The 22,750-nt window shown below is 59.8% G+C and carries 20 protein-coding genes and 1 riboswitch; of the genes, 15 read left to right on the top strand and 5 right to left on the bottom strand.

The window, feature by feature from the left end; genetic code table 11:
* Positions 1 to 34: 34 nt before the first annotated feature.
* The 14 genes from ribD to secG all read left to right on the top strand — a co-directional run bounded on the left by ribD (position 35) and on the right by secG (position 14,380).
* Positions 35 to 1,087, top strand: a complete 1,053-nt coding sequence (ribD, locus tag CENDO_RS06020) for a bifunctional diaminohydroxyphosphoribosylaminopyrimidine deaminase/5-amino-6-(5-phosphoribosylamino)uracil reductase RibD (RefSeq protein ID WP_136141231.1) — start codon at positions 35 to 37, stop codon at positions 1,085 to 1,087.
* A 113-nt stretch (positions 1,088 to 1,200) separates the two neighbouring features.
* Positions 1,201 to 1,385: riboswitch (FMN riboswitch) on the top strand.
* A gap of 18 nt (positions 1,386 to 1,403) precedes the next feature.
* Entirely contained in the window at positions 1,404 to 2,114 is a 711-nt protein-coding gene (gene pnuC / locus CENDO_RS06015; RefSeq protein ID WP_136142170.1) for a nicotinamide riboside transporter PnuC, read from the top strand.
* 113 nt (positions 2,115 to 2,227) lie between these two features.
* Complete coding sequence (locus CENDO_RS06010; RefSeq protein ID WP_136141230.1) at positions 2,228 to 2,818, top strand: riboflavin synthase; 591 nt, start codon at positions 2,228 to 2,230, stop codon at positions 2,816 to 2,818.
* Between the two features lie 29 nt (positions 2,819 to 2,847).
* Positions 2,848 to 4,146, top strand: coding sequence for a bifunctional 3,4-dihydroxy-2-butanone-4-phosphate synthase/GTP cyclohydrolase II (locus tag CENDO_RS06005; RefSeq protein WP_136141229.1), 1,299 nt, complete (start codon positions 2,848 to 2,850; stop codon positions 4,144 to 4,146).
* Positions 4,147 to 4,176: 30 nt separating this feature from the next.
* Positions 4,177 to 4,650: a 6,7-dimethyl-8-ribityllumazine synthase gene (gene ribH / locus CENDO_RS06000; protein WP_136141228.1), complete on the top strand. Its 474-nt coding sequence runs from the start codon at positions 4,177 to 4,179 to the stop codon at positions 4,648 to 4,650.
* Positions 4,651 to 4,716: 66 nt separating this feature from the next.
* The gene (locus CENDO_RS05995) at positions 4,717 to 5,280 is read left to right on the top strand and encodes a PH domain-containing protein (RefSeq protein ID WP_136141227.1); all 564 of its coding nucleotides are present in this window, start codon (positions 4,717 to 4,719) and stop codon (positions 5,278 to 5,280) included.
* 37 nt (positions 5,281 to 5,317) lie between these two features.
* Positions 5,318 to 7,384, top strand: coding sequence for an excinuclease ABC subunit UvrC (uvrC, locus tag CENDO_RS05990; RefSeq protein ID WP_136141226.1), 2,067 nt, complete (start codon positions 5,318 to 5,320; stop codon positions 7,382 to 7,384).
* A gap of 62 nt (positions 7,385 to 7,446) precedes the next feature.
* Positions 7,447 to 8,319, top strand: a complete 873-nt coding sequence (gene rapZ / locus CENDO_RS05985; RefSeq protein WP_136141225.1) for an RNase adapter RapZ — start codon at positions 7,447 to 7,449, stop codon at positions 8,317 to 8,319.
* A gap of 15 nt (positions 8,320 to 8,334) precedes the next feature.
* Positions 8,335 to 9,303: a gluconeogenesis factor YvcK family protein gene (locus CENDO_RS05980; RefSeq protein WP_136141224.1), complete on the top strand. Its 969-nt coding sequence runs from the start codon at positions 8,335 to 8,337 to the stop codon at positions 9,301 to 9,303.
* A gap of 96 nt (positions 9,304 to 9,399) precedes the next feature.
* Positions 9,400 to 10,383: a DNA-binding protein WhiA gene (whiA, locus tag CENDO_RS05975; RefSeq protein WP_136141223.1), complete on the top strand. Its 984-nt coding sequence runs from the start codon at positions 9,400 to 9,402 to the stop codon at positions 10,381 to 10,383.
* Between the two features lie 365 nt (positions 10,384 to 10,748).
* Positions 10,749 to 11,756: a type I glyceraldehyde-3-phosphate dehydrogenase gene (gap, locus tag CENDO_RS05970; RefSeq protein WP_136141222.1), complete on the top strand. Its 1,008-nt coding sequence runs from the start codon at positions 10,749 to 10,751 to the stop codon at positions 11,754 to 11,756.
* Positions 11,757 to 11,886: 130 nt separating this feature from the next.
* Positions 11,887 to 13,104 carry a phosphoglycerate kinase gene (locus tag CENDO_RS05965; protein ID WP_136141221.1) on the top strand — a complete coding sequence of 406 codons (1,218 nt, stop codon included), beginning with the start codon at positions 11,887 to 11,889 and terminating at the stop codon, positions 13,102 to 13,104.
* Positions 13,105 to 13,139: 35 nt separating this feature from the next.
* Positions 13,140 to 13,922, top strand: coding sequence for a triose-phosphate isomerase (tpiA, locus tag CENDO_RS05960; RefSeq protein WP_136141220.1), 783 nt, complete (start codon positions 13,140 to 13,142; stop codon positions 13,920 to 13,922).
* Positions 13,923 to 14,143: 221 nt separating this feature from the next.
* Complete coding sequence (secG, locus tag CENDO_RS05955; protein ID WP_136141219.1) at positions 14,144 to 14,380, top strand: preprotein translocase subunit SecG; 237 nt, start codon at positions 14,144 to 14,146, stop codon at positions 14,378 to 14,380.
* Between the two features lie 84 nt (positions 14,381 to 14,464).
* Here the strand turns inward: secG and pgl are convergent, their stop codons facing one another.
* From pgl to tkt, 5 genes are all read right to left on the bottom strand, one after another.
* Complete coding sequence (gene pgl / locus CENDO_RS05950; protein ID WP_136141218.1) at positions 14,465 to 15,226, bottom strand: 6-phosphogluconolactonase; 762 nt, start codon at positions 15,224 to 15,226, stop codon at positions 14,465 to 14,467.
* Positions 15,227 to 15,231: 5 nt separating this feature from the next.
* Complete coding sequence (locus CENDO_RS05945; RefSeq protein ID WP_136141217.1) at positions 15,232 to 16,173, bottom strand: glucose-6-phosphate dehydrogenase assembly protein OpcA; 942 nt, start codon at positions 16,171 to 16,173, stop codon at positions 15,232 to 15,234.
* Positions 16,174 to 16,197: 24 nt separating this feature from the next.
* The gene (zwf, locus tag CENDO_RS05940) at positions 16,198 to 17,730 is read right to left on the bottom strand and encodes a glucose-6-phosphate dehydrogenase (RefSeq protein ID WP_136141216.1); all 1,533 of its coding nucleotides are present in this window, start codon (positions 17,728 to 17,730) and stop codon (positions 16,198 to 16,200) included.
* A 137-nt stretch (positions 17,731 to 17,867) separates the two neighbouring features.
* Complete coding sequence (gene tal, locus CENDO_RS05935; RefSeq protein WP_136141215.1) at positions 17,868 to 18,950, bottom strand: transaldolase; 1,083 nt, start codon at positions 18,948 to 18,950, stop codon at positions 17,868 to 17,870.
* A 54-nt stretch (positions 18,951 to 19,004) separates the two neighbouring features.
* Positions 19,005 to 21,074, bottom strand: coding sequence for a transketolase (gene tkt, locus CENDO_RS05930; RefSeq protein ID WP_210726587.1), 2,070 nt, complete (start codon positions 21,072 to 21,074; stop codon positions 19,005 to 19,007).
* 635 nt (positions 21,075 to 21,709) lie between these two features.
* Here tkt and CENDO_RS05925 point away from each other — a divergent pair.
* Positions 21,710 to 22,654, top strand: a complete 945-nt coding sequence (locus CENDO_RS05925; RefSeq protein ID WP_136141213.1) for a heme o synthase — start codon at positions 21,710 to 21,712, stop codon at positions 22,652 to 22,654.
* Positions 22,655 to 22,750: the final 96 nt, after the last annotated feature.

The following is a 22,750-nucleotide window of genomic DNA, read 5'->3' as shown; positions in this document are numbered from 1 at the left end:
GCGCTGTTACCTCTAACTCTTCACGTAAGGATGGATGCAAGTGAGCCCTGAGCACCTGACCGCGACCTCGCCACAAGTAATCGCGGCCCTGCATCGCGCTATGCGTGCCGGTGCGAACGTGCGCGGAACCACTAGCCCCAACCCACCGGTGGGAGCCGTTATCCTGTCCGCCGATGGGGAGGTGGTGGCCGTCGGTGCCACGCAACCAACTGGCGGTGCGCACGCGGAAATCAAGGCGCTGGAAGCCGCAGGCGAAGCGGCTCGTGGCGGCAGCGCCGTGGTGACGCTCGAGCCATGCAACCATACGGGACGCACGGGTCCATGCGTGGAGGGACTCATTAGTGCCGGGATTGGCGCCGTGTTCTACCTACACGACGATCCTAACCCTGAGGCCGCAGGCGGCGCTGCGTACCTGCGGGACAAGGGAGTTCGAGTAGAAAAACTCAGCCTGGATGGGCCCGCAGGGGTGGGCGCGCCGCTGGACGTGCTGATCCCTTGGTTGGTTGCGGTGAGTTCACAGCGCCCGCACGTGACCGTTAAATTCGCACAGACCCTGGACGGTTTCACGGCCGCGCCGGACGGTTCCAGTCAGTGGATCACCGGAGAGATCGCCCGAAACTATGCGCACGAAGATCGCGCTCATCGCGATGCAATCCTTATTGGTACCGGTACCGCACTCGCGGATAATCCATCGCTTACAGCACGTTATCCAGACGGGTCGCTTCGCGAACACCAGCCGCGTCGCGTTGTCATTGGTAGCCGCGACTTGCAGGCCACCGGTGAAGCCTCCCGCAACCTGCGGGACCTGGGCTACGACCAGTATGAAACCATCGAGGAAGCCCTCGCGCAGCTGTACGAGGAGGGCGCACGCGATGTGCTGGTAGAAGGAGGAGCCGGGCTTGCGAGCTCCTTCTTCAAACTCGGGTATGTCGATGCAATCCAGGCCTATATCTCACCCACTCTCTTCGGTGAGGGCAGGGGAGTATTGGCGCACCCGCTTGCCGAAAACATCAATGACGCCCCGCGGTTTAGGCGTTTGCGCTCCATTGAGCTGGGCGAAGACATGCTCATCGAATACACGGTATAACTCCTGCGCACCACCAGTGCCGGCGCGTGGTGGGTGAGTGGTACAGGCGGGGCGTGCATAGCTGGGGGATTATTTAATCCCCACTGATGGTTCAAGACGTGATACTCTGGTCCTCGCATTCTCAGGGCGGGGTGAAATTCCCCACCGGCGGTGATGTCAGCACTAATTGAACACTTTCGTTTCACGCTGAATAAGTCCGCGAGCGCTTCCTGTCACACGGTGGTCGTGTGGGGGAAGGACAGCAGACCCGGTTGGAATCCGGGACCGACGGTCATAGTCCGGATGGGAGAGAAGGAGTTTCACCGTGGAATCTGTAATGTCCGCGCTGACCGGTTTCTTGACCGCTCAGCTCACCATCGGCGGCGTGCCAATCCTGGTGCGCGAAATAGTCGGCAACGTATTCGGCCTCGCTAGCGCCTACTTCGGTATGAAGCGCCTGGTGTGGGCCTGGCCGGTGGGCATCGTAGGAAACGCCCTGCTTCTCACCGTATTCCTGGGCGGGGTGTTCCACACTCCACAAAACCTAGATCTCTACGGCCAGGCGGGACGCCAGGTGATGTTCATGGCGGTCTCCATATACGGCTGGTGGCAGTGGTCCCGCACCAAGCATCAGGGCGATGACAGCGTTGCGGTTCAGCCGCGCTGGGCTACGGGGCGCGAACGCCTTATTCTCCTGCTACTCGCTGTGATTGGCACGCTGGCGTGCGCGTATATCTTCAAAGCGCTGGGTTCATGGGGGCCCTGGGCCGACGCATGGATCTTCGTAGGATCCATGCTAGCCACCTGGGGGATGGCGCGTGGCTGGACCGAGTTTTGGCTTATCTGGATCGCTGTCGATCTCGTTGGGGTACCGCTGCTTTTTGTCGCCGGCTACTACCCATCGGCAGCCCTTTACCTGGTGTACGGAGTCTTTGTCACGTGTGGATTCGTCTCCTGGCTCCGCATACAAAAGCGCGAGGGCGTTGGGCCTGCCCAACCGACTGAGGCCGGCGCCGCAACTGCAGTCGCCGCGCCAATAAACTCTTAGCTCACATTCACCCCGCACCAGTTTCGCACGGTCCATTCGAGGCCCGGAACAGTGGTGCTGAGCGCCTTGTGAACTCACCTGTGAGAAATGATGAAAAGACGAAAAGGACGCCTATGTTTACCGGACTTATCGAGGAAATCGGCACAATTTCGGGGTCACAGCCGCAGCGGGACGCACTACGCCTGGGGATTAGCGCCAGCGCAGTGCTAGAAGGGACGCGGCTAGGGGACTCTATCGCGGTCAATGGCGTGTGTCTGACCGTGACGGATATCAGTGACGGCGCGTTCTATGTCGACGTAATGCAGGAGACTCTCAACCGTACGTCCTTGTCCCGCCTGGAACAGGGAAGTCCGGTCAACCTCGAGCGCGCGGTATTGCCCACCACGCGCCTGGGCGGGCACATCGTGCAGGGGCACGTTGACGGAGTGGCAGAAGTGCAAAGCCGCACGGTATCGGAGCACTGGGAGATAGTGCGCTTTAGCCTGCCGAAAGAGATTTCGGCGTACGTGGTGGAGAAGGGGTCTATCGCGCTCAATGGGACGTCCTTGACCGTTGCCGCAGTGGGAAATGACTGGTTCGAGGTCTCCTTCATCCCCACCACGTTGCGTGAGACCACCCACGGCCAGCTCACCGGCGGGGACATTGTGAACGTCGAAGTGGATGTACTCGCCAAGTACGTGGAGAAGCTCGCAGCACTGAAGTGACTCGGGGATTGGTGAATAAGGATAGGAATATGTCTACAGTTCGTTTGGATTCAGTTGAGCAGGCGATCGCCGATATCGCGGCCGGAAAAGCCGTGGTGGTGGTGGATAATGAAGACCGTGAGAATGAAGGTGACCTCATCTTCGCCGCGGAACGGGCGACCCCAGAGCTGGTGGCCTTCATGGTTCGCTATTCCTCTGGGTACATTTGTGCGGCGCTCGTGCCTGAAGATTGCGACCGCCTGAATCTCCCGCCAATGGTGGCCATCAATGAAGACGCGCGTCACACCGCGTACGCGGTGACGGTGGACGCCAACACGGGCAGCACCGGAATTTCCGCAGCTTCCCGTGCTGAAACGCTTCGCCGCTTGGCCGATCCGGAGCGCACGCAGGAGGATTTCACTCGCCCGGGCCACGTGGTGCCGTTGCGGGCGCGCCCTCACGGGGTCCTGGAACGCGATGGCCACACCGAGGCCTCGGTGGATTTGGCTCGCCTAGCGGGGTTGCGCCCGGCCGGCGTGCTGTGCGAGGTGGTTTCCGAGCAGGACCCCACCGATATGGCACGCGGCCCCGAGTTGCGTGAGTTCGCGGATTCCCACGAGCTGTCCATGATTTCAATCGAGCAACTTATCGCTTTCCGCAGAGCCAATGAGACCTTGGTGAGCCGGGAAGTTGAGACAAGGCTGCCCACCGTTCATGGCGAGTTTCGCGCGGTGGGCTACCGCAGCGTGGTGGACGGTAGCGAACACGTGGCCCTTGTTGCCGGCGATGTCGAGACGCTGCGCGGCGCCCGTGATGTGGCGGTGCGTGTGCACTCCGAGTGCCTTACCGGAGACGCTTTTGGCTCCCGACGCTGCGATTGCGGTCCCCAACTCGACGCTTCCCTTCAACTGATTAATTCCTTAGGTCAAGGCGTGGTCATCTACCTGCGCGGTCAAGAGGGGCGCGGAGTTGGATTGATCCCCAAACTCAAGGCCTACAAGCTGCAGGACCAGGGTTTGGACACGGTCGATGCTAACCTGCGCCAAGGCCTGCCGGAGGATGCTCGGGAGTACTCCGTTGCCGCACAAATCATTCGCGACCTAGGCATAGAATCCGTTGACCTGGTCACCAATAATCCGCATAAATCGCACGAACTGGAAGGCAACGGCGTAGATATAGCTAGGGTGGTGGGGCTAAGCACAGAGCCCAACCAGCACAACATTGATTATTTAAGGACCAAGCGGGACCGCATGCATCACGACCTGCCCAGCGTCGAGCAATGGGACAGACTCCACGCGGACAGCGACCGGGTGCGCAACGGAAACCTGAACGTTAATGCACACGACTAGCGCCGAACTTTAGCCATCCAAGGAGGAAAATTGAGTAAAGAAGGCTTGCCCACCATTGATGCCGGCACCGTGGACGGCACCGGCATTACGGTTGCCGTTGTCACCGCGACCTGGAATGAGGAGATTTGCGACCAGCTGCATAGGCGCGCCATGGATACCGCAAAAGAATGCGGGGCGGAGGCAACGGGAATTCGGGTGGTAGGTGCGCTGGAGATTCCCGTGGTCGCCCAGGCGGCGGCGCGGAAATACGATGCGGTGGTGGCCCTGGGCTGCGTTATCCGCGGTGGGACCCCGCACTTTGACTACGTATGTGACTCGGTCACCCAAGGGCTCACCCGGATAGCCCTTGATGAATCCACCCCGGTCGCCAATGGGGTTCTGACAACCAATGATGCGCAGCAGGCGCGGGACCGGGCCGGCTTTGAGGGCTCCGTTGAGGATAAAGGGGCGGAGGCGATGGTGGCCGCTCTCGACACTGTGGCCAAGTTGCGTAAGATAGGTTAGTTGAACCACACCGCATAGAATCGACCGTTCCAACGGCGGTGCACCCTTAGGAGATTGAGCGTATTCATGACTGAATCACACGGCCCGACCCAGCAGCCCCAACAGGAAGCGGCTTCCAGTTCCCAGATGTCTGAACTGGATGTGGCCCGTTACACCAATGCGGACCCCTTCGCATTGACCTCAAACAAACCGTGGGAGCTCACGGTAAGTTCACCCTTCCTGAAGAAGGTTGCTATTGCCGCGGTGCTCGTCTGCATGGCTTGGCACATTTTCATGGGCGTGACCGTTGGCCTCGAGTACACCGGCGCGGCCGTTACCACGATCGACCGCTGGGCGTACCCGCTGGTTGGCGTCATTCTGTCCGTTCTATTGTGGCTGATCTTTACCCGCCCACGCGTGCGCGCCAACTCCGATGGCGTGGAGGTGCGCAACATTGTGGGCACGCGTTTTTACCCCTGGCAGGTAATCTACGGGCTGTCATTCCCGGAAGGCGAGAAGATGGCTCGGCTGGAGCTTCCCGAGTTCGAGTACGTGACCCTGTGGGCATTCCAGTCGGCTGATAAGGCGAAGGTCATCAAGTCCGTGCGCCAATTCCGCGAGCTCGAAGCCAAGTACATGCCGCAGGACTAACCGATAAAAGCAATAACCCTCTGAGGACTGTGAACTAGTGGCTGATCCCACCACGTATCGCCCGGCGCCGGGGACCATTCCCACGGACCCGGGCGTTTATAAATTCCGTGACGAAAACCAGCGCGTCATCTACGTTGGCAAGGCGAAGAACCTGCGCGCGCGGTTATCCAACTATTTCCAAGACATTACCCAGCTGCATCCGCGCACTCGTCAGATGGTGCTTACCGCCGCCCACGTGGAATGGACGGTTGTGGCAAGCGAGGTTGAGGCGCTCCAGCTGGAATACACCTGGATCAAACGATTCGACCCGCGGTTCAACGTGATGTACCGCGATGATAAGTCGTACCCCATGTTGGCTGTCAGCGTGGGAGAGCGCTATCCGCGAGCGTTTTTCTACCGCGGACCTCGCCGCAAGGGAGTGCGTTACTTTGGCCCGTACTCGCACGCCTGGGCCGTGCGCGAAACCCTTGACCTGCTCACCCGTGTCTTTCCCATGCGGACGTGCTCTAAAGGCGTGTTTAACCGGCATGAGAACCTCGGCCGGCCGTGCCTTTTGGGATACATCGGAAAGTGCGATGCACCATGCATCGGACGCGTGAGCGAGGAAGAACACCGCGAGACCGTCAACGGGCTGGTTTCTTTCATGAATGGCAATACCAAGGAGGTTACGCGCCGCCTTCAGAAAGAGATGGAGCAAGCGGCAGAGGACCTCGAGTTCGAAAAGGCCGCACGCCTGCGCGATGACATTGGTGCCGTATCCAAGATTATGGAGCAGCAGTCCGTGGTGCTCGGTGATGGCACGGATGCGGATCTGATTGCCTTTTGCTCCGATGAGCTCGAAGCGGCGGTGCAAATCTTCCACGTGCGTGACGGGCGCATCCGCGGCCAACGGGGCTGGGTGGTAGAGCGCGCCGGAGATCAGGCCACCACCGAACCAATCGAGCCGGGGCAGCCGGATCCGGCGCTTCCGGAGCTGATGCAAAACTTTCTCATCCAGTTCTACTCCGACGCGGTTGAGCGAGAGGAACATGAGGCGGCGGAGGACGCGGCAATCAATGCGCGTGTGAGGCGAAGGGGAGTGGACCAAGAGTCCCACGGGCAATCCCGCGCCGTAACGGTGATTCCACGTGAGATTCTGGTTCAAGGTATGCCGGCCGAAGCCCAGCAGGTGGGCACATTGCTCAACGAACTCAAAGGGGCAAACGTCGATATCCGCGTCCCGCAGCGCGGGGATAAGCGTGCGCTGATGCAGACGGTGGAACGAAACGCCAAGGATGCCCTTCGTCAGCACAAGCTCAAGCGGGTAGGTGACCTGACGGCCCGCTCGGCCGCGCTGCAAGATATTCAAGAGGCCCTGGGCATGGAAACCGCCCCGCTGCGTATCGAGTGTACGGACATCTCCCACATACAGGGCACGGACGTTGTGGCCTCTCTCGTGGTCTTTGAAGATGGGTTGCCGAAAAAGTCCGATTACCGCCGTTATCGCATCAAGGAAGCGGCGGGGGATGGTCACTCAAATGACGTGGGCTCGATTGCCGAGGTGACCCGTCGGCGGTTCAAGCGGCACCTAGAGGACAGGCTGGCCAATCCCGACGAGGAACTCGAGGCAACGAGCTTTGAAGAAGACAAGGTCACCGAGGAATCGGCTGAGGCGGGGCGCAAATTTGCTTATCCGCCCCAGCTGTTCATAGTCGATGGCGGCGCCCCACAGGTCAAAGCCGCGCAGGAAGTTTTCGACGAGCTGGGGATCGTGGACGTGACCCTTGTTGGACTCGCGAAACGCTTGGAGGAAATCTGGGTACCCGGAGACGATGAACCGGTCATTTTGCCGCGTAATTCCCAGGCCCTGTACTTGCTGCAGCAGATTCGCGATGAAGCCCACCGTTTCGCCATCTCCTACCACCGGCAGCAGCGTTCGAAACGGATGCGGTCCTCCGCGCTCGATGGCATTCCAGGGCTTGGCCCCGCCCGCAGGGCGGACCTGGTCAAGCAGTTTGGATCGGTGAAGAAACTCAAGGAAGCCACTGTAGAAGAGATTGCGTCTCTCAAGGGCTTTGGCTCCAAGCTGGCTGAGACTATTGTCGAGCACCTTCAGGCTCACTAGATTTACCGAAGAATTTTCCAATGCGCGGCTCTGGTTTACCTGGGCCACGTAAACTAGCCTTCATGACCAAGTTTGAACAACCGCCCGTCTTGTTGACCGGTATGTCCGGTGGCGGATTATCCTCCGCATCCAAGGTCCTAGAGGATAAGGGCTATTACGTGGCCCATAACCTGCCGCCGCAAATCATCGTGGAGCTGCTGCAGCTGTGCGCACAGGAGGATTCCCCTGTATCCAAGGTTGCCGTGGTGACCGATGTGCGAACCCGCATGTTCCCGGGTTCGCTCATCGAGACGATTGATAAACTCACCGAACTCGGCATGGCGCCCACGGTGCTATTCATGGACGCCCGTGACGATGTACTCATCCGGCGATTTGATTCGGTGCGCCGAACCCACCCTCTGCAGGAGTCTGAGACACTCAAGCACGGGATTCGCCGCGAGCGGGAGGTCATCGCGCCAGTACGTGCGCGCGCAGACATCATTATCGACACGACGAATTTGTCCGTCCATGACCTGCGTCGCGCCATCGAGGCCTCGTTTGGATCCATGGACGCGGAAAAGCAGCACGTAACCGTCGAGTCCTTCGGTTTCAAGCACGGATCCCCTCGTGATGCTGATCTTATTGTTGATGTGCGCTTCTTGCCGAACCCATACTGGGTCCCCGAACTGCGTGCCTACCGCGGCACCGATAAACCAGTCAGTGATTACGTACTGGGGCAGCCTTCCGCCGGAGAATTCATAGATAAGTTCATGGAAATGTTCGATTCCATGGTTGCGGGCTACCGCCACGAGGGCAAGGACTTTATCACGGTGGGCGTGGGCTGCACCGGTGGGCATCACCGCTCGGTTGCGGTTTCCGAAGAGATTACTAGGCGTCTTAATGCCGCGGGGAAGGTCAAAGCCAGCGTGCTTCACCGCGACATAGCACGGGATTAGGTTGTGGGGTTGGATATGTCTTTTCCTCGGCACATGGCCTGCCTCGGCGGCGGCCACGGCCTTTATCAAACGTTACTGGCTGCGCAGGAGTTCAAGGCGGAGAGAATCTCAGCCATCGTAACCGTCGCCGATGACGGTGGGTCTTCAGGACGCCTGCGCCGCGAGCTGGACATCATTCCCCCGGGGGATCTGCGTATGGCGCTGGCCGCCCTGGCAGGTGATCACCACGGGGATGACGTGTGGGCCACCGCTCTGCAGCACCGCTTCGGCGGTAACGGCGCGCTGGCGGGACATGCGGTGGGCAATCTTCTCATCGCCGGCCTTACAGAGGTCTTCGGGGACATGCAGGCCGCCCTGGATATGGTTGCCGAGCTTACGCATTCCCGGGGGCGCGTGTACCCGGTGGTAAATCAGCCGTTGGATATCGAAGCCGATGTTGCTGGGCTTGATGATGACCCGCGGCTTATACGCTCGGTTCGCGGCCAAGTAGCCGTGGCCTCGACGCCTGGCCAGGTTCGCCGGGTACGGGTGATTCCGGAGTCACCCACCGCAAACCCCAAGGCTATCGAGGCGCTGGAGGACGCGGACCTTATTACCCTTGGCCCTGGCTCGTGGTTTTCCTCGGTACTGCCCCATGTTTTGGTGCCGGAGATAGTAGATACCATCGCGCGATCCGAGGCTATGCGTGTAGTGATCCTGAACCTTTCTGCGGAACCGGGAGAAACCCAGGGTTTTTCCGCGGAAAGACACCTTCATGTTCTGGCCCAGCACGCGCCCAACCTCCGCATTGACAGGGTTGTGGTTGACGATTCATCCAACCTGTCGGAAAGCGAAAGGGGCTACCTTCAGCGTGCGGCTCAAAGCCTCGGCGCCAGCGTTGTATTTGAAGACGTCCATGAAATAGATGACAATGGACTGTCAACAAATCTACACAGCCCGTCTAAACTGTCAGGGGCTTTAAAGAACATCTGTTCGTGGATGTAGCGGGGGCTTCCGCTACATTGGTCAACTCCGAAACCCGGCGCCTTGCATAGCCGGGTTAGGCACAAGCAACTTTGCGAGAAAGCGTAGGAAGTACTAGTGACTCTTACCGAAAGGGTAGTCAAAGAACTCACTGCTGTGAACGTTCCTCGGCAGTCTGCAAAGGCTGCCGAGCTGGCGGCGATTATTCGCTTCGCCGGTGAGATATCAGTAGTGGGAGAGTCCGCGGTCTTAGAGATTGAGTTGGAGGACCAACTAGTCGCCCAACGAGTGGTTGCCAGCCTGGAAGAGCTCTACGATATTAAGGCGGCTACCCACTTGGTGGGCCCCGGAAGCGCTTCCCGAAAACCGCGAATCCAAGTGCGCTTGACCCAGGGCGTGAAGGAACTCATGCGGCGCTTAGGCCTGGTGACCCGCTCCGGGCATGCAGTTGTGGGCCTGCCTCCGCAGGTGATTTCCGGGACCATCGCCGATAATGAGGCGGCTTGGAGGGGCGCGTTCATGGTTGCGGGTTCTCTGACCGAACCCGGGCGCTCATCTTCTCTCGATGTCACGTGTCCGTGCCAAGAGGCCGCGCTTGCGCTAGTTGGTTGCGCGCGGCGCCTGGGCATAGTTGCCAAAACCAAAGAGACCCGAGGCGCTGACCGCGTTGTGGTGCGCGACGGAGACGCTATTGGCGCGTTGCTCACGCGCATGGGGGCCCAGACCACCCGTTTGGACTGGGAGTCTAAGCGCTTGCTGAATGAGGCCCGCGTCACGGGTTCGCGGCTTCAGAATTTCGATGACGCGAATCTGCGCCGTTCGGCGCGGGCTGCGGTGACCGCGGCCGCGCGCGTCGAGCGCGCCATGGAAATCCTTGGCGATGATGTTCCAGAGCATCTGGCCGACGCCGGTCACCTTCGCGTCAAACACCGGCAGGCGTCCCTGGAGGAGTTGGGCCGCCTGGCCGATCCACCAATGACTAAGGATGCGGTTGCGGGGCGCATCCGTCGATTGCTGTCAATGGCGGATAAGCGCGCTCAGGAATTGGAAATCCCGGATACCAACGAGTCCGTATCGGAGGAGCTCTTCGACGAGCAGTAGGGGGCTATGACGGCCGCCGACCGGCAGGTTTTCCTTTCAATCTTGCTACAAACGCCCAACCATGCGCCGGGTAAGGTTGGGCTTTTCGATGCGCCAGCGATGGTGACGGATATCTCAAAATTTGCTCTGAGACAAACCGATTGGCCAGTTGTGAAACCAAAACAAGCCGAATTCGCAGGTAGAAGGCCGGGAATGGAAGGTACTTCCCGCTCTGTTCATGTCTGATTCTGTGGGATCATGTCCGTAATGTTGACTTAAACCTGCGGATTCCTCTCCGGATGGGTAACATGAACATTGTTGGATTTCACACGGTAACCCGTGTTGGGAAGTCCATGAAACATTTCCCGAATTTGAGGAGACACACTGTGACCATCCGCGTAGCTATTAACGGCTTTGGCCGCATCGGCCGTAACTTCTTCCGCGCTGTTACCGAGAACCCAGGCGACCTCGAGATCGTTGCCATCAATGACCTGACTGACAACAAGACCCTGGCAACCCTGCTGAAGTATGACTCCGTACTGGGCCGTTTCGGTGCTGAGGTTGACTCCGACGAGGAGTCCATCACCGTTGACGGAAAGAAGATCCAGGCTACCGACGAGAAGGATCCTTCCAAGCTCAACTGGGCTGAGCTTAACGTGGATATCGTCATCGAGTCCACCGGTTTCTACACCGACGCAAACGGCGCAAAGGCCCACATCGAGGCTGGCGCCAAGAAGGTCATCATCTCCGCCCCAGGCAAGAACGTCGATGCGACCTTCGTATACAACGTAAACTCTGAGGATTACGACCCAGAGAACCACAACATCATCTCTGCAGCTTCCTGCACCACCAACTGCCTGGCACCGATGGCTAAGGTCCTCCACGAGAAGTTCGGCATCGAGAAGGGCCTGATGACCACCATCCACGCCTACACCGGTGACCAGCGCATCCAGGACGCTCCTCACAGGGATCTGCGTCGCGCACGTGCGGCCGCGGTCAACATGGTTCCTACCTCCACCGGCGCTGCCAAGGCCGTTTCCTTGGTTCTGCCTGAGCTCGAGGGCAAGCTGGACGGTTACGCAATGCGCGTTCCTACCATCACCGGCTCCGCGACCGATCTGACCTTCACCGCTTCCCGCGAGGTTACCGTCGAGGAGATCAACGCCGCCATCAAGGAGGCCGCTTCCGGCGAGTTCGGCGAAACCCTTGGCTACACCGAGGACCCACTGGTTTCCACTGACATCATCACCGATCCTCACGGCTGCATCTTCGACGCCGGCATGACCAAGGTCTCCAACGGCAACCTGGTCAAGGTCCTGGGCTGGTATGACAACGAGTGGGGCTACACCTCCCAGCTCCTGCGCCTGACCAAGCAGGTTGGCGGCGCGCTGTAGAAGCGTAAGTGTCCACCACACGTTAATCACCGATTGTGATTAGTCACCGGCTCACGAGAGTGCCCAGCAAGGGTTCGCGTGGGCCGGTATTGTTTTAGGTATCTGTATATTTTTCTTCGAAGGAGAAGACATGGCTTTTAAGACCCTTGATGATCTGCTTGCTGAGGGTGTGGAGTCCCGCCACATTCTGGTTAGGTCCGATTTCAACGTCCCGCTAGACGATGAGGGAAATATCACGGACCCAGGCCGTATTACAGCCTCCCTGCCAACGATTAAGGCCCTGGTCGAAGGCGGCGCAAAGGTCATCTTGTCCGCCCACCTGGGCCGCCCGAAGGGCGAGGTCAATGAGAAGTATTCCCTGGCCCCGGTTGCCGAAGCCCTGTCCGAGGCCTTGGGCCAGTACGTAGCGCTTGCCGGCGATGTATCCGGTGAGGATGCCCACGAGCGGGCAAACGGCCTCAACGATGGTGACGTCATGCTCATCGAAAATGTACGTTTCGATCCACGCGAGACCTCTAAGGACGAGTCCGAGCGCGGCGCATTCGCCGACGAGCTCGTGGCCCTGGCCGCCGATAACGGCGCATTTGTTTCCGACGGCTTCGGCGTTGTACACCGCGCCCAGACCTCCGTGTATGACGTAGCCACGCGTTTGCCCGCTTACGCTGGCAAGTTGGTACAAAAAGAGCTGGACGTTCTGTCCTCAGTGGCCAAGGAACCTGAGCACCCATACGTGGTAGTGCTGGGTGGTTCCAAGGTGTCCGACAAGCTAGGCGTTATCGAGGCGCTGGCAGACAAGGCTGACCACGTCATCATTGGCGGCGGAATGTGCTACACCTTCCTGGCAGCACAGGGCTACGACGTGCAGAAGTCCCTCCTGCAAGAGGAAATGATCGACACGTGCAAGGGCCTGCTTGAGCGCTTCGGTGACAAGTTGGTACTCCCGGTTGACCTGGTCGCGGCTTCCGAGTTCTCGGCCGACGCTGAGGTTAAGACCGTGGAGCTGGACGGAATCCCAGAGGGCTGGCTTTCTACCGATATCGGCCCTAAGTCCGTCGAGAAATTCGCAGGCATCCTCGCTGAATCCAAGACCGTGTTCTGGAACGGCCCAATGGGCGTATTCGAGATGGAACCATTCTCCAAGGGCACCGCAGGCGTAGCTCAGGCGATTATTGACGCAACCGCTAAGAACGGTTCTTTCACCGTCGTGGGTGGCGGCGATTCCGCCGCGTCCGTTCGCGTGCTTGGCCTGGATGAAGAAGGCTTCTCCCACATTTCCACCGGCGGCGGAGCTTCCCTCGAATTCCTCGAGGGCAAGGAGCTCCCCGGCGTGGCGGTACTCGAGGCCTAGTAAAGACTTTTCACTACTTGAAAGGAGTGCCACCTATGGCACGTACCCCATTCATTGCGGGTAACTGGAAGATGAACCACGATCACATGCAGACCGTGGGCACCATCCAGAAATTCGATTTCTCCCTGCCGAAGGAGTACTACGAGAAGGTTGACGTTGCGTTTATCGTACCGTTTACCGATATTCGTACCGCCCAGACTCTGGTTGAGGGGGACAAGCTCAAGATAACCTACGGCGCACAGGACATCTCCCAGCACGATTCGGGCGCATACACCGGTGAAGTCTCAGGGCAGATGCTGGCTAAACTCGGCTGCACCTGGGCTATCGTGGGTCACTCCGAGCGTCGCGAGTACCACGGAGAAACTGATGAGGTCGTGGCAGCTAAGGCTGCCGCGGCATTGAAGAACGGCATTTCCCCGATCGTCTGCGTAGGCGAGCCTTTGGAAATTCGCGAGGCTGGTACCCATGTTGATTACGTGGTGGAACAGACCCGCGCGTCCCTTGCCGGTTTGTCCGCAGAAGACCTCTCCAAGACCGTTATCGCCTATGAGCCCGTATGGGCAATCGGCACGGGCAAGGTAGCTTCCGCTGAGGATGCGCAGGAAGTATGCGCCGCTATCCGTGAATTGGTAAAGGAGCTCGCCGGAGAAGAGGTAGCAGAGGGCATCCGCATACTCTACGGTGGCTCCGTCAAGGTCGATTCGGTCGGCGAGATTGTTGGCAAGCCGGACGTCGACGGCGGCCTCATCGGTGGCGCCTCCCTTGTTGGCGAGGACTTCGCTAAGCTGGCCGCCAACGCCGCCAACGCGGTGAGCTAATCGGCCGGTACTTCGGCAGTAGTGTCAGCTGCGCCATCGCGGGCGACGCGGAGGGTATAAATGCTTTTTGCGGCCGCGATGGTGTAGCATTGGTCCGAGCACTCGCGGCGTTGAATCACCTGCGACAATCGAATAAGAGAACGTGGCAATGCAGTTTCGAATCTGGCTCATTGCCCCGCAAATTTTTTAACCCCAATCAGACTTTTGTAAGGAAGCCCAGAATGGTTCTCGCACTCGAGATTTTTCTCGTAGCCTCCGCTGTCCTCATGACTATCTTTGTCCTGCTGCACAAGGGTAAAGGCGGCGGACTGTCTAGCCTCTTTGGCGGCGGTGTGCAGTCTAATCTGTCCGGTTCCACCGTGGTGGAAAAGAACTTGGATCGTGTCACCATTTTCATGGTGATCATCTGGCTGGCCTGCATCGTGGGCCTGAACCTGATCGAGGCTTTCACAGTCTAAGCTACTAGCGAAAAGGCGCCGGTCACCGTATGGTCGCCGGCGCCTTTTGCTGTCTAGCCCGCGCTAGGAAGTTAAAGGGAAGGGCTATAGTAGGGCCGCGGCGTCTTCGGCGAGGAAGAGCAGCGTCTCCTCCGCGCCCTGCGCGCCGGAGGCAGGCCAGTCTGCAGCGGGCGAACCGTCAGCAACATGCTTGGCAGCCTCAGCCTTTTCGGCTCCAGAGACGAGTAGCCAGACCCTCTTCGCGCGGCGGATTGCAGGCAACGTTAAGGTAAGCCGTTCAGCCGGCGGCTTGGGCGAATCGTTGACTACCGTCACGAGGCGTTCCGCCTCGGCGGTTGCGGCGGAGTGTGGGAACAGGGAGTTGATGTGGCCTTCACCACCCATGCCTAGGAGATGGAGATCGAACCCGTGCGGCGCGTGTTCGCTAAGCGTCTCCGCATAGGCGCGGGCCGCTTCTTCCATCGGCAAGGCGCCCAGTCCATAACCATGGATGTTGGCCTCCGGAATACCCACGTGATTGAGCAGCGCCTCGCGGGCCTGCCCCTCGTTGGAGTCCGGATGGTCTACCGGCACGTTGCGCTCATCGCCGAAAAATACGTGTACCCGGGACCAATCGACGCTTAAAGCGGGGAATTGGTCCCCCTGCCGCCGTGCCGCGTAGTCAAGGTCTGCGAGCTGACGCAAAAGGCCTATCCCGGCCCCGCCGCCGGTGAGGACTACTCGGGCTACGCCGTCACCGTGAACCCCGCCACCGGGATTCTGGGCGGCGACAATGGCATCGGTAAACCGCAGCGCCGCGGTGTTGATGAGCTCTTTTTGGTCACGGACTCGAATGATGTTTACCACGGTAATTAACTTTCTCCATAGGTGACTCGCCCGAGGGCTCGCAGGGCATGCGCGTAGGCATGGTCCGTATCGAGATGGCGCAGTTCCTCGGAGAGCATTTCGGCCTGGGTGCGCACGTTAAGCGCCACCAGCGAGGCTGGGGAACCCGGCACTGAGACCTTGACGGTATCGTTGTCTACGACCTTGATGGTGACGTTGGACGAATCGCGCTCAAAGTGCAGGCCTTCGATGGGAAAACCCTGGCGCCCGGCGGTAGCCTCGCGGTACTCACGGTTAACCTCCACACCCAGGCGGTCCGCTAACCAACCCGCGGCGATATCCACTGCGGGGGCCGCCGCAGGACCCGCAATCGTGGCCGAGATGACCGGCTCCTGCGGGTAGCGATCTAAAGCCGAGGCGACGATGCCCCGCCACAGGGTGATAGCGGCCCACGCCATATCGGAATCGCCCGGGGAGTATCCCGATGCCACGCTCTGCAGGGCCTCCCGGCCGCTGGACGCCTCATGCAGGACGTTGGTAATTCTGCGTTGGGCGATGCGGCCGATGGGGTCCTGTGCCGGGTTATGCGGGGCGCGGGTAGGCCACCACGCGACGATAGGTGTATCGGGCAGGAGCAGCGGAGTCACCACGGCCTCAGCCTGACCGGCCAGCGCGCCATGGAGCTGCATGACCACAATCTCTGACGAGCCAGCCTCACCGCCCACGCGCAATTCGGCATCGATGGAGGTTTGCGGGTTATCCGGGTTGGCGATGACTACCAAGACGCGCGATGGGTGCTCGTGGGACGCGGTACGCACGGAGTCGAGGATGTTATCGATATCATCGGAGGCCGAGGCGACCACGATGAGCGTGAGCACGCGTCCGGTGGCATGGGTGTAATGTTCCTGCGCCGAAGTGAGCTCTTTGACGATGGTCCGCGTGTTGGTCTGCGGTAAAGGAATAATCACGGTGGTAAATTCTCCTGTTCATTCCTAGGGGCGGCGCCACGTGTGTCCACGGCGGCGCAGCATCTTGTCGGCGGACTCTGGGCCCCACGTACCGGCCGGGTATTCTTCCGGCTGGCCGGCGCTGGCCCAGTACTTGATGATTGGGTCCAGGATTGCCCAGGACTGTTCTACCTCTTCGTTGGTGGGGAAGAGTGAAGACTCATCCAATAGGGCATCCAAGATCAGGCGCTCGTAGGCCTCCGGGGATTCCTCCGTGAACGCCTCCGTGTACGCAAAGTCCATATTTACATCGCGGACCTCCATCGCGGAGCCGGGCACCTTTGAGCCAAAGCGCATGGTTACGCCCTCATCGGGTTGGACGCGGATGACCACGGCATTTTGGCCAAGTGCGCCGGTCTGGCCGTCGCTAAACGGCTGATGGGGGGCTTCCTTGAATACCAAGGCGATCTCGGTGACGCGGCGCCCCAAACGCTTGCCGGTGCGTAGGTAGAACGGCACGCCTCCCCAACGGCGGGAATTGACCTCCAGCGTGCAGGCCGCGTACGTCTCGGTGCTGGAATTAGGGTCGAAGCCTTCTTCTTCTCGCAGGCCCTTAACGTATTCCGAACCCTGCCATCCGGCCGCGTACTGCCCGCGGGCGGTGGTCTTGTTGAGCGGATGGACCGCATGGGTAGCCCGCAGGACCTTTAATTTCTCCGCCTGGAGGGCTTCCGGCTGGAAGGAAACCGGTTCCTCCATGGCAACGAGAGCCAAGAGCTGGATGAGGTGGTTTTGGATCACGTCGCGGGCCGCGCCGATACCGTCGTAGTATCCGGCGCGACCGCCAAGGCCAATGTCCTCCGCCATGGTGATCTGAACATGGTCGATGTAGTGGGCGTTCCACATTGGCTCAAAGATTTGGTTGGCGAAACGCAGCGCCAAGATGTTTTGAACCGTTTCCTTGCCCAGATAGTGGTCGATACGGAACACGGATTTTTCCGGGAAGACCGCATTGACTATCTCGTTGAGCTCACGGGCTGATTCCCGGTCGTGCCCGAACGGCTTTTCAATGATGACGCGGCGCCATGAATTGTCCGATTGGTTGGCCATGCCCACGCGCTCAAGCTGGTGGCAAATGTTAGAGAAGAACTCCGGTGGAACGGACAGGTAGTAGGCCCAGTTGCCGCCGGTGCCGCGTTCAGCGTCTAGTTCCGCCAGCCGGGAGGAAAGGGAGTCAAACCCTTCATCATCAAAATCGCCGGAGACAAACTCAATGCCCTTGGCGAGGTGGGTCCAGACGTGCTCCCGGAAATCGGTGCGGGCGCCGGCCTTAACGGCCTGGAGGACGTATTCGCAAAATGCTTGTTTGTCCCAATCACGGCGGCCGTAGCCCACTAGGGTGAAACCGGCAGGCAGCAGGCCGCGGTTAGCCAGGTCATAGATTGCCGGCAGGAGCTTCTTCCTGGCCAGATCGCCGGTAACGCCAAAAATGACCAGGCCAGAAGGGCCCGCGATTCGCGGCAGGCGCTTGTCCTCATCATTGCGTAGCGGGTTACCCCACGCACTAGGTACAGACACGATTGCGTCCTTTCGGATCTTCTAAAAATGAAGTACGTGGGGACAGTCTAACTACAACAGGGCCTCCGATTGACATCGGAGGCCCTGTTTTGGAAGAAAAGCGTTGCTTCTTGCCGGTGAGACGTGCGCTTTTCTACTTAGAGGCGAACGGCCATGGACTCAAGCAGTTCGTCCCACGCGGCAACGAACTTATCCACGCTCTCTTTCTCCAGCACCGCAAATACGTCGGCGAAGTCTATACCAGCCGCAGCCACATCGGCCATGACCTTCTCAGCCTCAGCCCGTGCGCCGGTAAGCGTATCTCCGTGAAGATTACCCTGCTCGAGAACTGCGTCAATGGTGCCCTCAGGCATCGTGTTGACGGTTTCGGGGCCGGCGAGCTCCGAAACATAAAGTGTGGCTGGGTACTGGGGGTTCTTCACCCCGGTGGAGGCCCACAGAGGGCGCTGCGGGTTAGCGCCCTCTGGCAGATCGGTGGCGTTAGCCAGCTGCTCCTGGAAGAGCGCGTAAGCCAACTGGGCATTGGCAACGCCGGCCTTGCCGCGCAGCGCCAAAGCCTCATCGGTACCGATCTTTTCCAGGCGAGCGTCCACCTCGGTATCGAGGCGGGAGACGAAGAAGGACGCTACGGAATGAATCTGGGAGACGTCCTTGCCGGCCTCCGCGGCCTTCTTGATACCGTCCTTGAACGCGTCGATTACCTGCTGGTAGCGCTCAAGGGAGAAGATCAGGGTGACGTTGACCGAGATGCCCTCAGCCAGTGCCTCGGTGATGGCCGGAAGAGAACCGTCCGTGGCCGGGATCTTGACCATGAGGTTAGGGCGGTCCACCTTTGCCCAAAGCTCTTTGGCCTGTGCAACGGTGGCCTCCGTATCGGCGGAGATACGGGGATCTACCTCGATGGACACGCGCCCATCCTTGCCGCCGGTGGACTTGTAGATTTCCGCAAACTGATCACACGCATCGCGCACATCGTCGATTGCGAGCGCATAGACCGCCTCATCGACGGAAGTACCGGCCTCCTTGAGCTGGGCTATGTCAGCGTCGTAGGCAGTGCCCTTGGACATGGCGGCCGCAAAGATTGCGGGATTAGTGGTAACACCAACGATGGACTTGTTCTTAATAACCTCAGCCAGGTTGCCCGACTTGAGGCGGTCGCGGGACAGGTCATCCAACCAGGTGGACGTGCCGATCTCGGCAAGGGTATCGATGTGGGTCATAAAGAAAAGCTCCTTAAGAACTTAAGAATCGAACTCGTTCGTTGTGCCCGTTCGCTAGGAGGCGTCAGCGAGGGAGGCCTTGGCCGCCTCGACTACCTTTGCGGCGGTGAAGCCGAACCTTTCGAACAGCTCCGCGGCAGGTGCGGAGGCACCGAAGTGCTCCAGGGAAACGTTGCGGCCGTATGAGCCGGTGTACTTGTGCCAAGGCATCGCGACGCCAGCCTCAACGGAGACGCGGGCGCGGACCTCGGATGGAAGTACGGACTCGCGGTAGGCCGAATCCTGCTCATCGAACCACTCAAGGCACGGCGCGGAGACGACGCGGGTGGCGGTGCCGTTTGCCTCGAGCTCCTTAGCCGCCTCGACCGCTAGGGAAACCTCGGAACCGGAGGCGATCAGGATGACGTCAGGGGTTTGCTTTGACGCCTCGACCAGGATGTAAGCGCCGCGGCGAACGCCTTCAGCGGCCTTTTCCTTGGTGCCCTCGAGCACCGGAATGTTCTGGCGGGTCAGGGCCAGGCCCTTAGGGGCGGCCTTGTATTCTAGGGCCGCTGCCCACGCCTGAGCAGTCTCATTGGCATCGGCCGGGCGGATTACAGACAGGTTAGGGATAGCGCGGAGCGCGGCCAGAGTCTCAACGGGCTGGTGGGTAGGCCCGTCCTCGCCCAGGCCAATGGAGTCATGAGTCCAGACGTAGTAGGTGTCAGTGCTCATCAGCGCGCCCAGGCGCACCGCTGGGTACATGTACTCAGAGAAGATCAGGAACGTACCGCCGTACACGCGGGTGTTGCCGTGTAGCGCAATACCGTTCATGATCGCGGACATGCTGTGCTCGCGGATGCCGAAGTGTAGGTTGCGGCCATAAGGCTGCGCAGTCCACGCATTGGTAGTGATGGACTCGGGGCCGAAGGAATCCGCGCCCTTGATGACCGTGTTGTTGGAGCCGGCCAGGTCGGCGGATCCGCCCCACATCTCGGGAAGATCGGCCGCCAAAGCCTGGATAGCGGCTTCCGATGCCTTTCGAGTTGCCACGGACTCGCCGGCCTCCCAGGTAGGAAGCCCCGCGCCGAAGTTTTCCGGCAGCTCGCGGGCGTTCATGCGGTCAAACAGTTGCTTGCGCTCCGGATTTGCCGCGGCCCATGCATCGAACTTCTTCTGCCACTCGGCGTGCTTTTCCGCACCGCGCTCAACGAGCTTGCGGGTGTGGGCAATGACCTCATCGTCAATGTGGAAGTGGGAATTAGGATCGAAGCCCAGAATTTCCTTCGTAGCCGCAACTTCATCGGCGCCCAAAGCGGAGCCGTGGGATGCGCCCGTGTTCATCTTTGTAGGCGCCGGGAAAGCAATGACGGTCTTTACGCGTATGAAGGAAGGCTTGTCGCTAACCTCCTGGGCGGCCTTAACGGCCCGCTCGATTGCCTCGACATCTTCGCCGGACTCAACGGTTTGGACGTGCCAGCCGTAGGCCTCGTAACGCTTGGTGACATCCTCGTTGAATGCGATATCGGTGTCATCCTCGATGGAGATGCGGTTGTCATCCCAGAAGACAATGAGGTTGCCCAGCTTCTGGGTGCCCGCTAGGGAAGAAGCCTCAGCGGTTACGCCTTCCTGCAGGTCTCCATCGGAGGCGATGACGTAGACGTAGTGATCGAACGGGGACTCGCCGGCAGGGGCCTCCGGATCAAACAGGCCGCGCTCGCGGCGGGCCGCCATAGCCATGCCCACGGAGGACGCCAGGCCCTGGCCCAGCGGGCCGGTCGTGATTTCCACGCCGTCAGTGTGGTGAACCTCTGGGTGGCCTGGGGTCTTCGAGCCCCATGTGCGCAGGCTCTTGAGGTCCTCCATCTCGAGGCCAAAGCCGCCGAGGTAGAGCTGGATGTACTGGGTCAGGGAGGAGTGGCCGACGGAAAGAACGAAACGGTCGCGCCCGGCCCACTTCACGTCAGCCGGGTCATGATTGATGACGCGCTGGTACAGCGTGTAGGCCAACGGGGCCAAAGACATCGCGGTACCCGGATGTCCAGAGCCGCAGTTCTCTACGGCATCAGCGGCCAGTACACGCACAGTGTCTACTGCGCGGGTGTCAGTGTCCGTCCAATCTGATGGGTAGCGGCGCTCAGTCATCGCCTTCAGTTCGGGGGACAGCTTATTTTCAGACACAGTGGATAACCTCACTAAAAATTCGGAGTTATGTGACTTTTTCATTCTAGTGATCTTTTCCATCCGCTGTGGTTTATTGCGGCGGTTCGTCCCCGCCCCGGCATAATTTCAACCTTTGGCGGCCGCCGGGTAGGCTCAGTTGATACCTCGACCGCTGGAGTGGCTCTGCGAAACCACGGGGTATTCGGCCGAGGAAGGCCTGCGGGTTGCCCTACCGGCCGCGTCAAGTGCATGGTAACCGGCAGGTGAAAGGCCCCGGATTCGCCTATCAATCGGCTCGGGAACTTTTCTACTTTCTCGTGCGACTAGTACGTGGCATCGCTAAGCCAAGCTTCGGCTTGTTGCCCAGTCTCGCACCAATCGCCACCACAGAGGCCGCACTAAGTCAGTGCGGCGGCCGGCGCTCGTGAAGTACACAGTTTGCGGCCACGTTGGGCGTCCCAAGGAAAGCTGCATGGGGAGCAATAATGCTGTAAAGTCAGCGTGTTCCCTACAACTTTTGGTTGGTAGGCAATAAGCTGGGAGACCGCACACTTTTAAACATTCAACTTGCTAGACACCGCTGAGAACACCGTGTCCGCACAATGGAGGGTTATTCCTTGGAGACCATCAAGGCCTACTTTGCGCTGACGAAGCCTAGGATCATTGAGCTTCTCCTCGTCGCCGCTATTCCGGCGATGCTTCAGGCACAGCGTGGTGTAGACGCAGTGGCAGACAATATCTGGCTCATCATCTCCACGATCTTCGGCGGCTGGATGGGGGCCGCGGCGGCGCACACGTTTAATAACGTGGTCGACGCTGATATTGACCAAAAAATGCAGCGCACACGCGCGCGCCCTTTGGTGCGCCACACCGTATCCCCGCGCAATGCCACAATCTTCGCCTGGGTCATGCTTGCTCTATCGGTGCTGTGGCTGGGCGTGCTGGCTAACTCCTGGTTGGCGGCCTTCTTCGTGTTGCTGACCAACTTCTTCTATGTCTTCGTCTACACGAAGTTCCTCAAGATGCGGAATGCCCAAAACATCGTATGGGGTGGCCTGGCGGGCTGCATGCCGGCGATGGTGGGTTGGGCCGTGATTCGGGATAATGCACCCGCGGGGGAGCCCGATCGCTGGTGGCAGGCAATCGTGTTGTTCCTGATCATTTTCTTCTGGACCCCGCCGCATACGTGGGCGCTCGCCATGAAGTACAAGAAGGACTATGCAGCCGCCGGCGTTCCGATGCTTCCGGTCGTGGCTCCGGAGCGGGAAGTCACCCGCCAGATCATCTGGTACACCGTCGGCACCCTGATCGTGTCTTTCCTCATCATCCCCGCCGCCTCGTGGATCTACTTGATTGCCGCAGTGGCGTCCGGAGCGGTGTTCCTTTGGATGGCGATCCGCCTGCACCAAGGCGTCATCAATGGGACTCCGGTCAAACCGATGCGCCTGTTCATCTACTCCAACAACTACCTGTCTGTGCTGTTTATTGGCCTGTCCATCGATGCCATACTGGGCTGGGAGCCAATCGGCAGGATGCTGGGCCTTTCTGCTACCTTGTTCTAGCTAGCTCCGCAGGTGAATTACGGACGCACCATCAGCGTGCGAAGATTAATGCGCCGCCTGACCTCAGGGTCAAGCGGCGCATTCTTTTCAAGGCGG

Origin of the sequence: Corynebacterium endometrii (assembly GCF_004795735.1) — a bacterium.
Lineage (GTDB): Bacteria > Actinomycetota > Actinomycetes > Mycobacteriales > Mycobacteriaceae > Corynebacterium > Corynebacterium endometrii.
This window is presented reverse-complemented; position numbering and strand designations above follow the sequence as displayed.

What these genes read in the sequence shown, in the direction of transcription:
- tpiA (WP_136141220.1), top strand. Translation starts at nt 13,140, where the DNA reads ATGGCACGTACCCCATTCATTGCGGGTAACTGGAAGATGAACCACGAT.
- rapZ (WP_136141225.1), top strand. Translation starts at nt 7,447, where the DNA reads ATGACCAAGTTTGAACAACCGCCCGTCTTGTTGACCGGTATGTCCGGT.
- tkt (WP_210726587.1), bottom strand. Translation starts at nt 21,074, where the DNA reads ATGACTGAGCGCCGCTACCCATCAGATTGGACGGACACTGACACCCGC.
- tal (WP_136141215.1), bottom strand. Translation starts at nt 18,950, where the DNA reads ATGACCCACATCGATACCCTTGCCGAGATCGGCACGTCCACCTGGTTG.
- secG (WP_136141219.1), top strand. Translation starts at nt 14,144, where the DNA reads ATGGTTCTCGCACTCGAGATTTTTCTCGTAGCCTCCGCTGTCCTCATG.
- CENDO_RS06005 (WP_136141229.1), top strand. Translation starts at nt 2,848, where the DNA reads ATGTCTACAGTTCGTTTGGATTCAGTTGAGCAGGCGATCGCCGATATC.
- pnuC (WP_136142170.1), top strand. Translation starts at nt 1,404, where the DNA reads ATGTCCGCGCTGACCGGTTTCTTGACCGCTCAGCTCACCATCGGCGGC.
- CENDO_RS05965 (WP_136141221.1), top strand. Translation starts at nt 11,887, where the DNA reads ATGGCTTTTAAGACCCTTGATGATCTGCTTGCTGAGGGTGTGGAGTCC.
- ribD (WP_136141231.1), top strand. Translation starts at nt 35, where the DNA reads ATGCAAGTGAGCCCTGAGCACCTGACCGCGACCTCGCCACAAGTAATC.
- CENDO_RS05995 (WP_136141227.1), top strand. Translation starts at nt 4,717, where the DNA reads ATGACTGAATCACACGGCCCGACCCAGCAGCCCCAACAGGAAGCGGCT.
- CENDO_RS05980 (WP_136141224.1), top strand. Translation starts at nt 8,335, where the DNA reads ATGTCTTTTCCTCGGCACATGGCCTGCCTCGGCGGCGGCCACGGCCTT.
- CENDO_RS06010 (WP_136141230.1), top strand. Translation starts at nt 2,228, where the DNA reads ATGTTTACCGGACTTATCGAGGAAATCGGCACAATTTCGGGGTCACAG.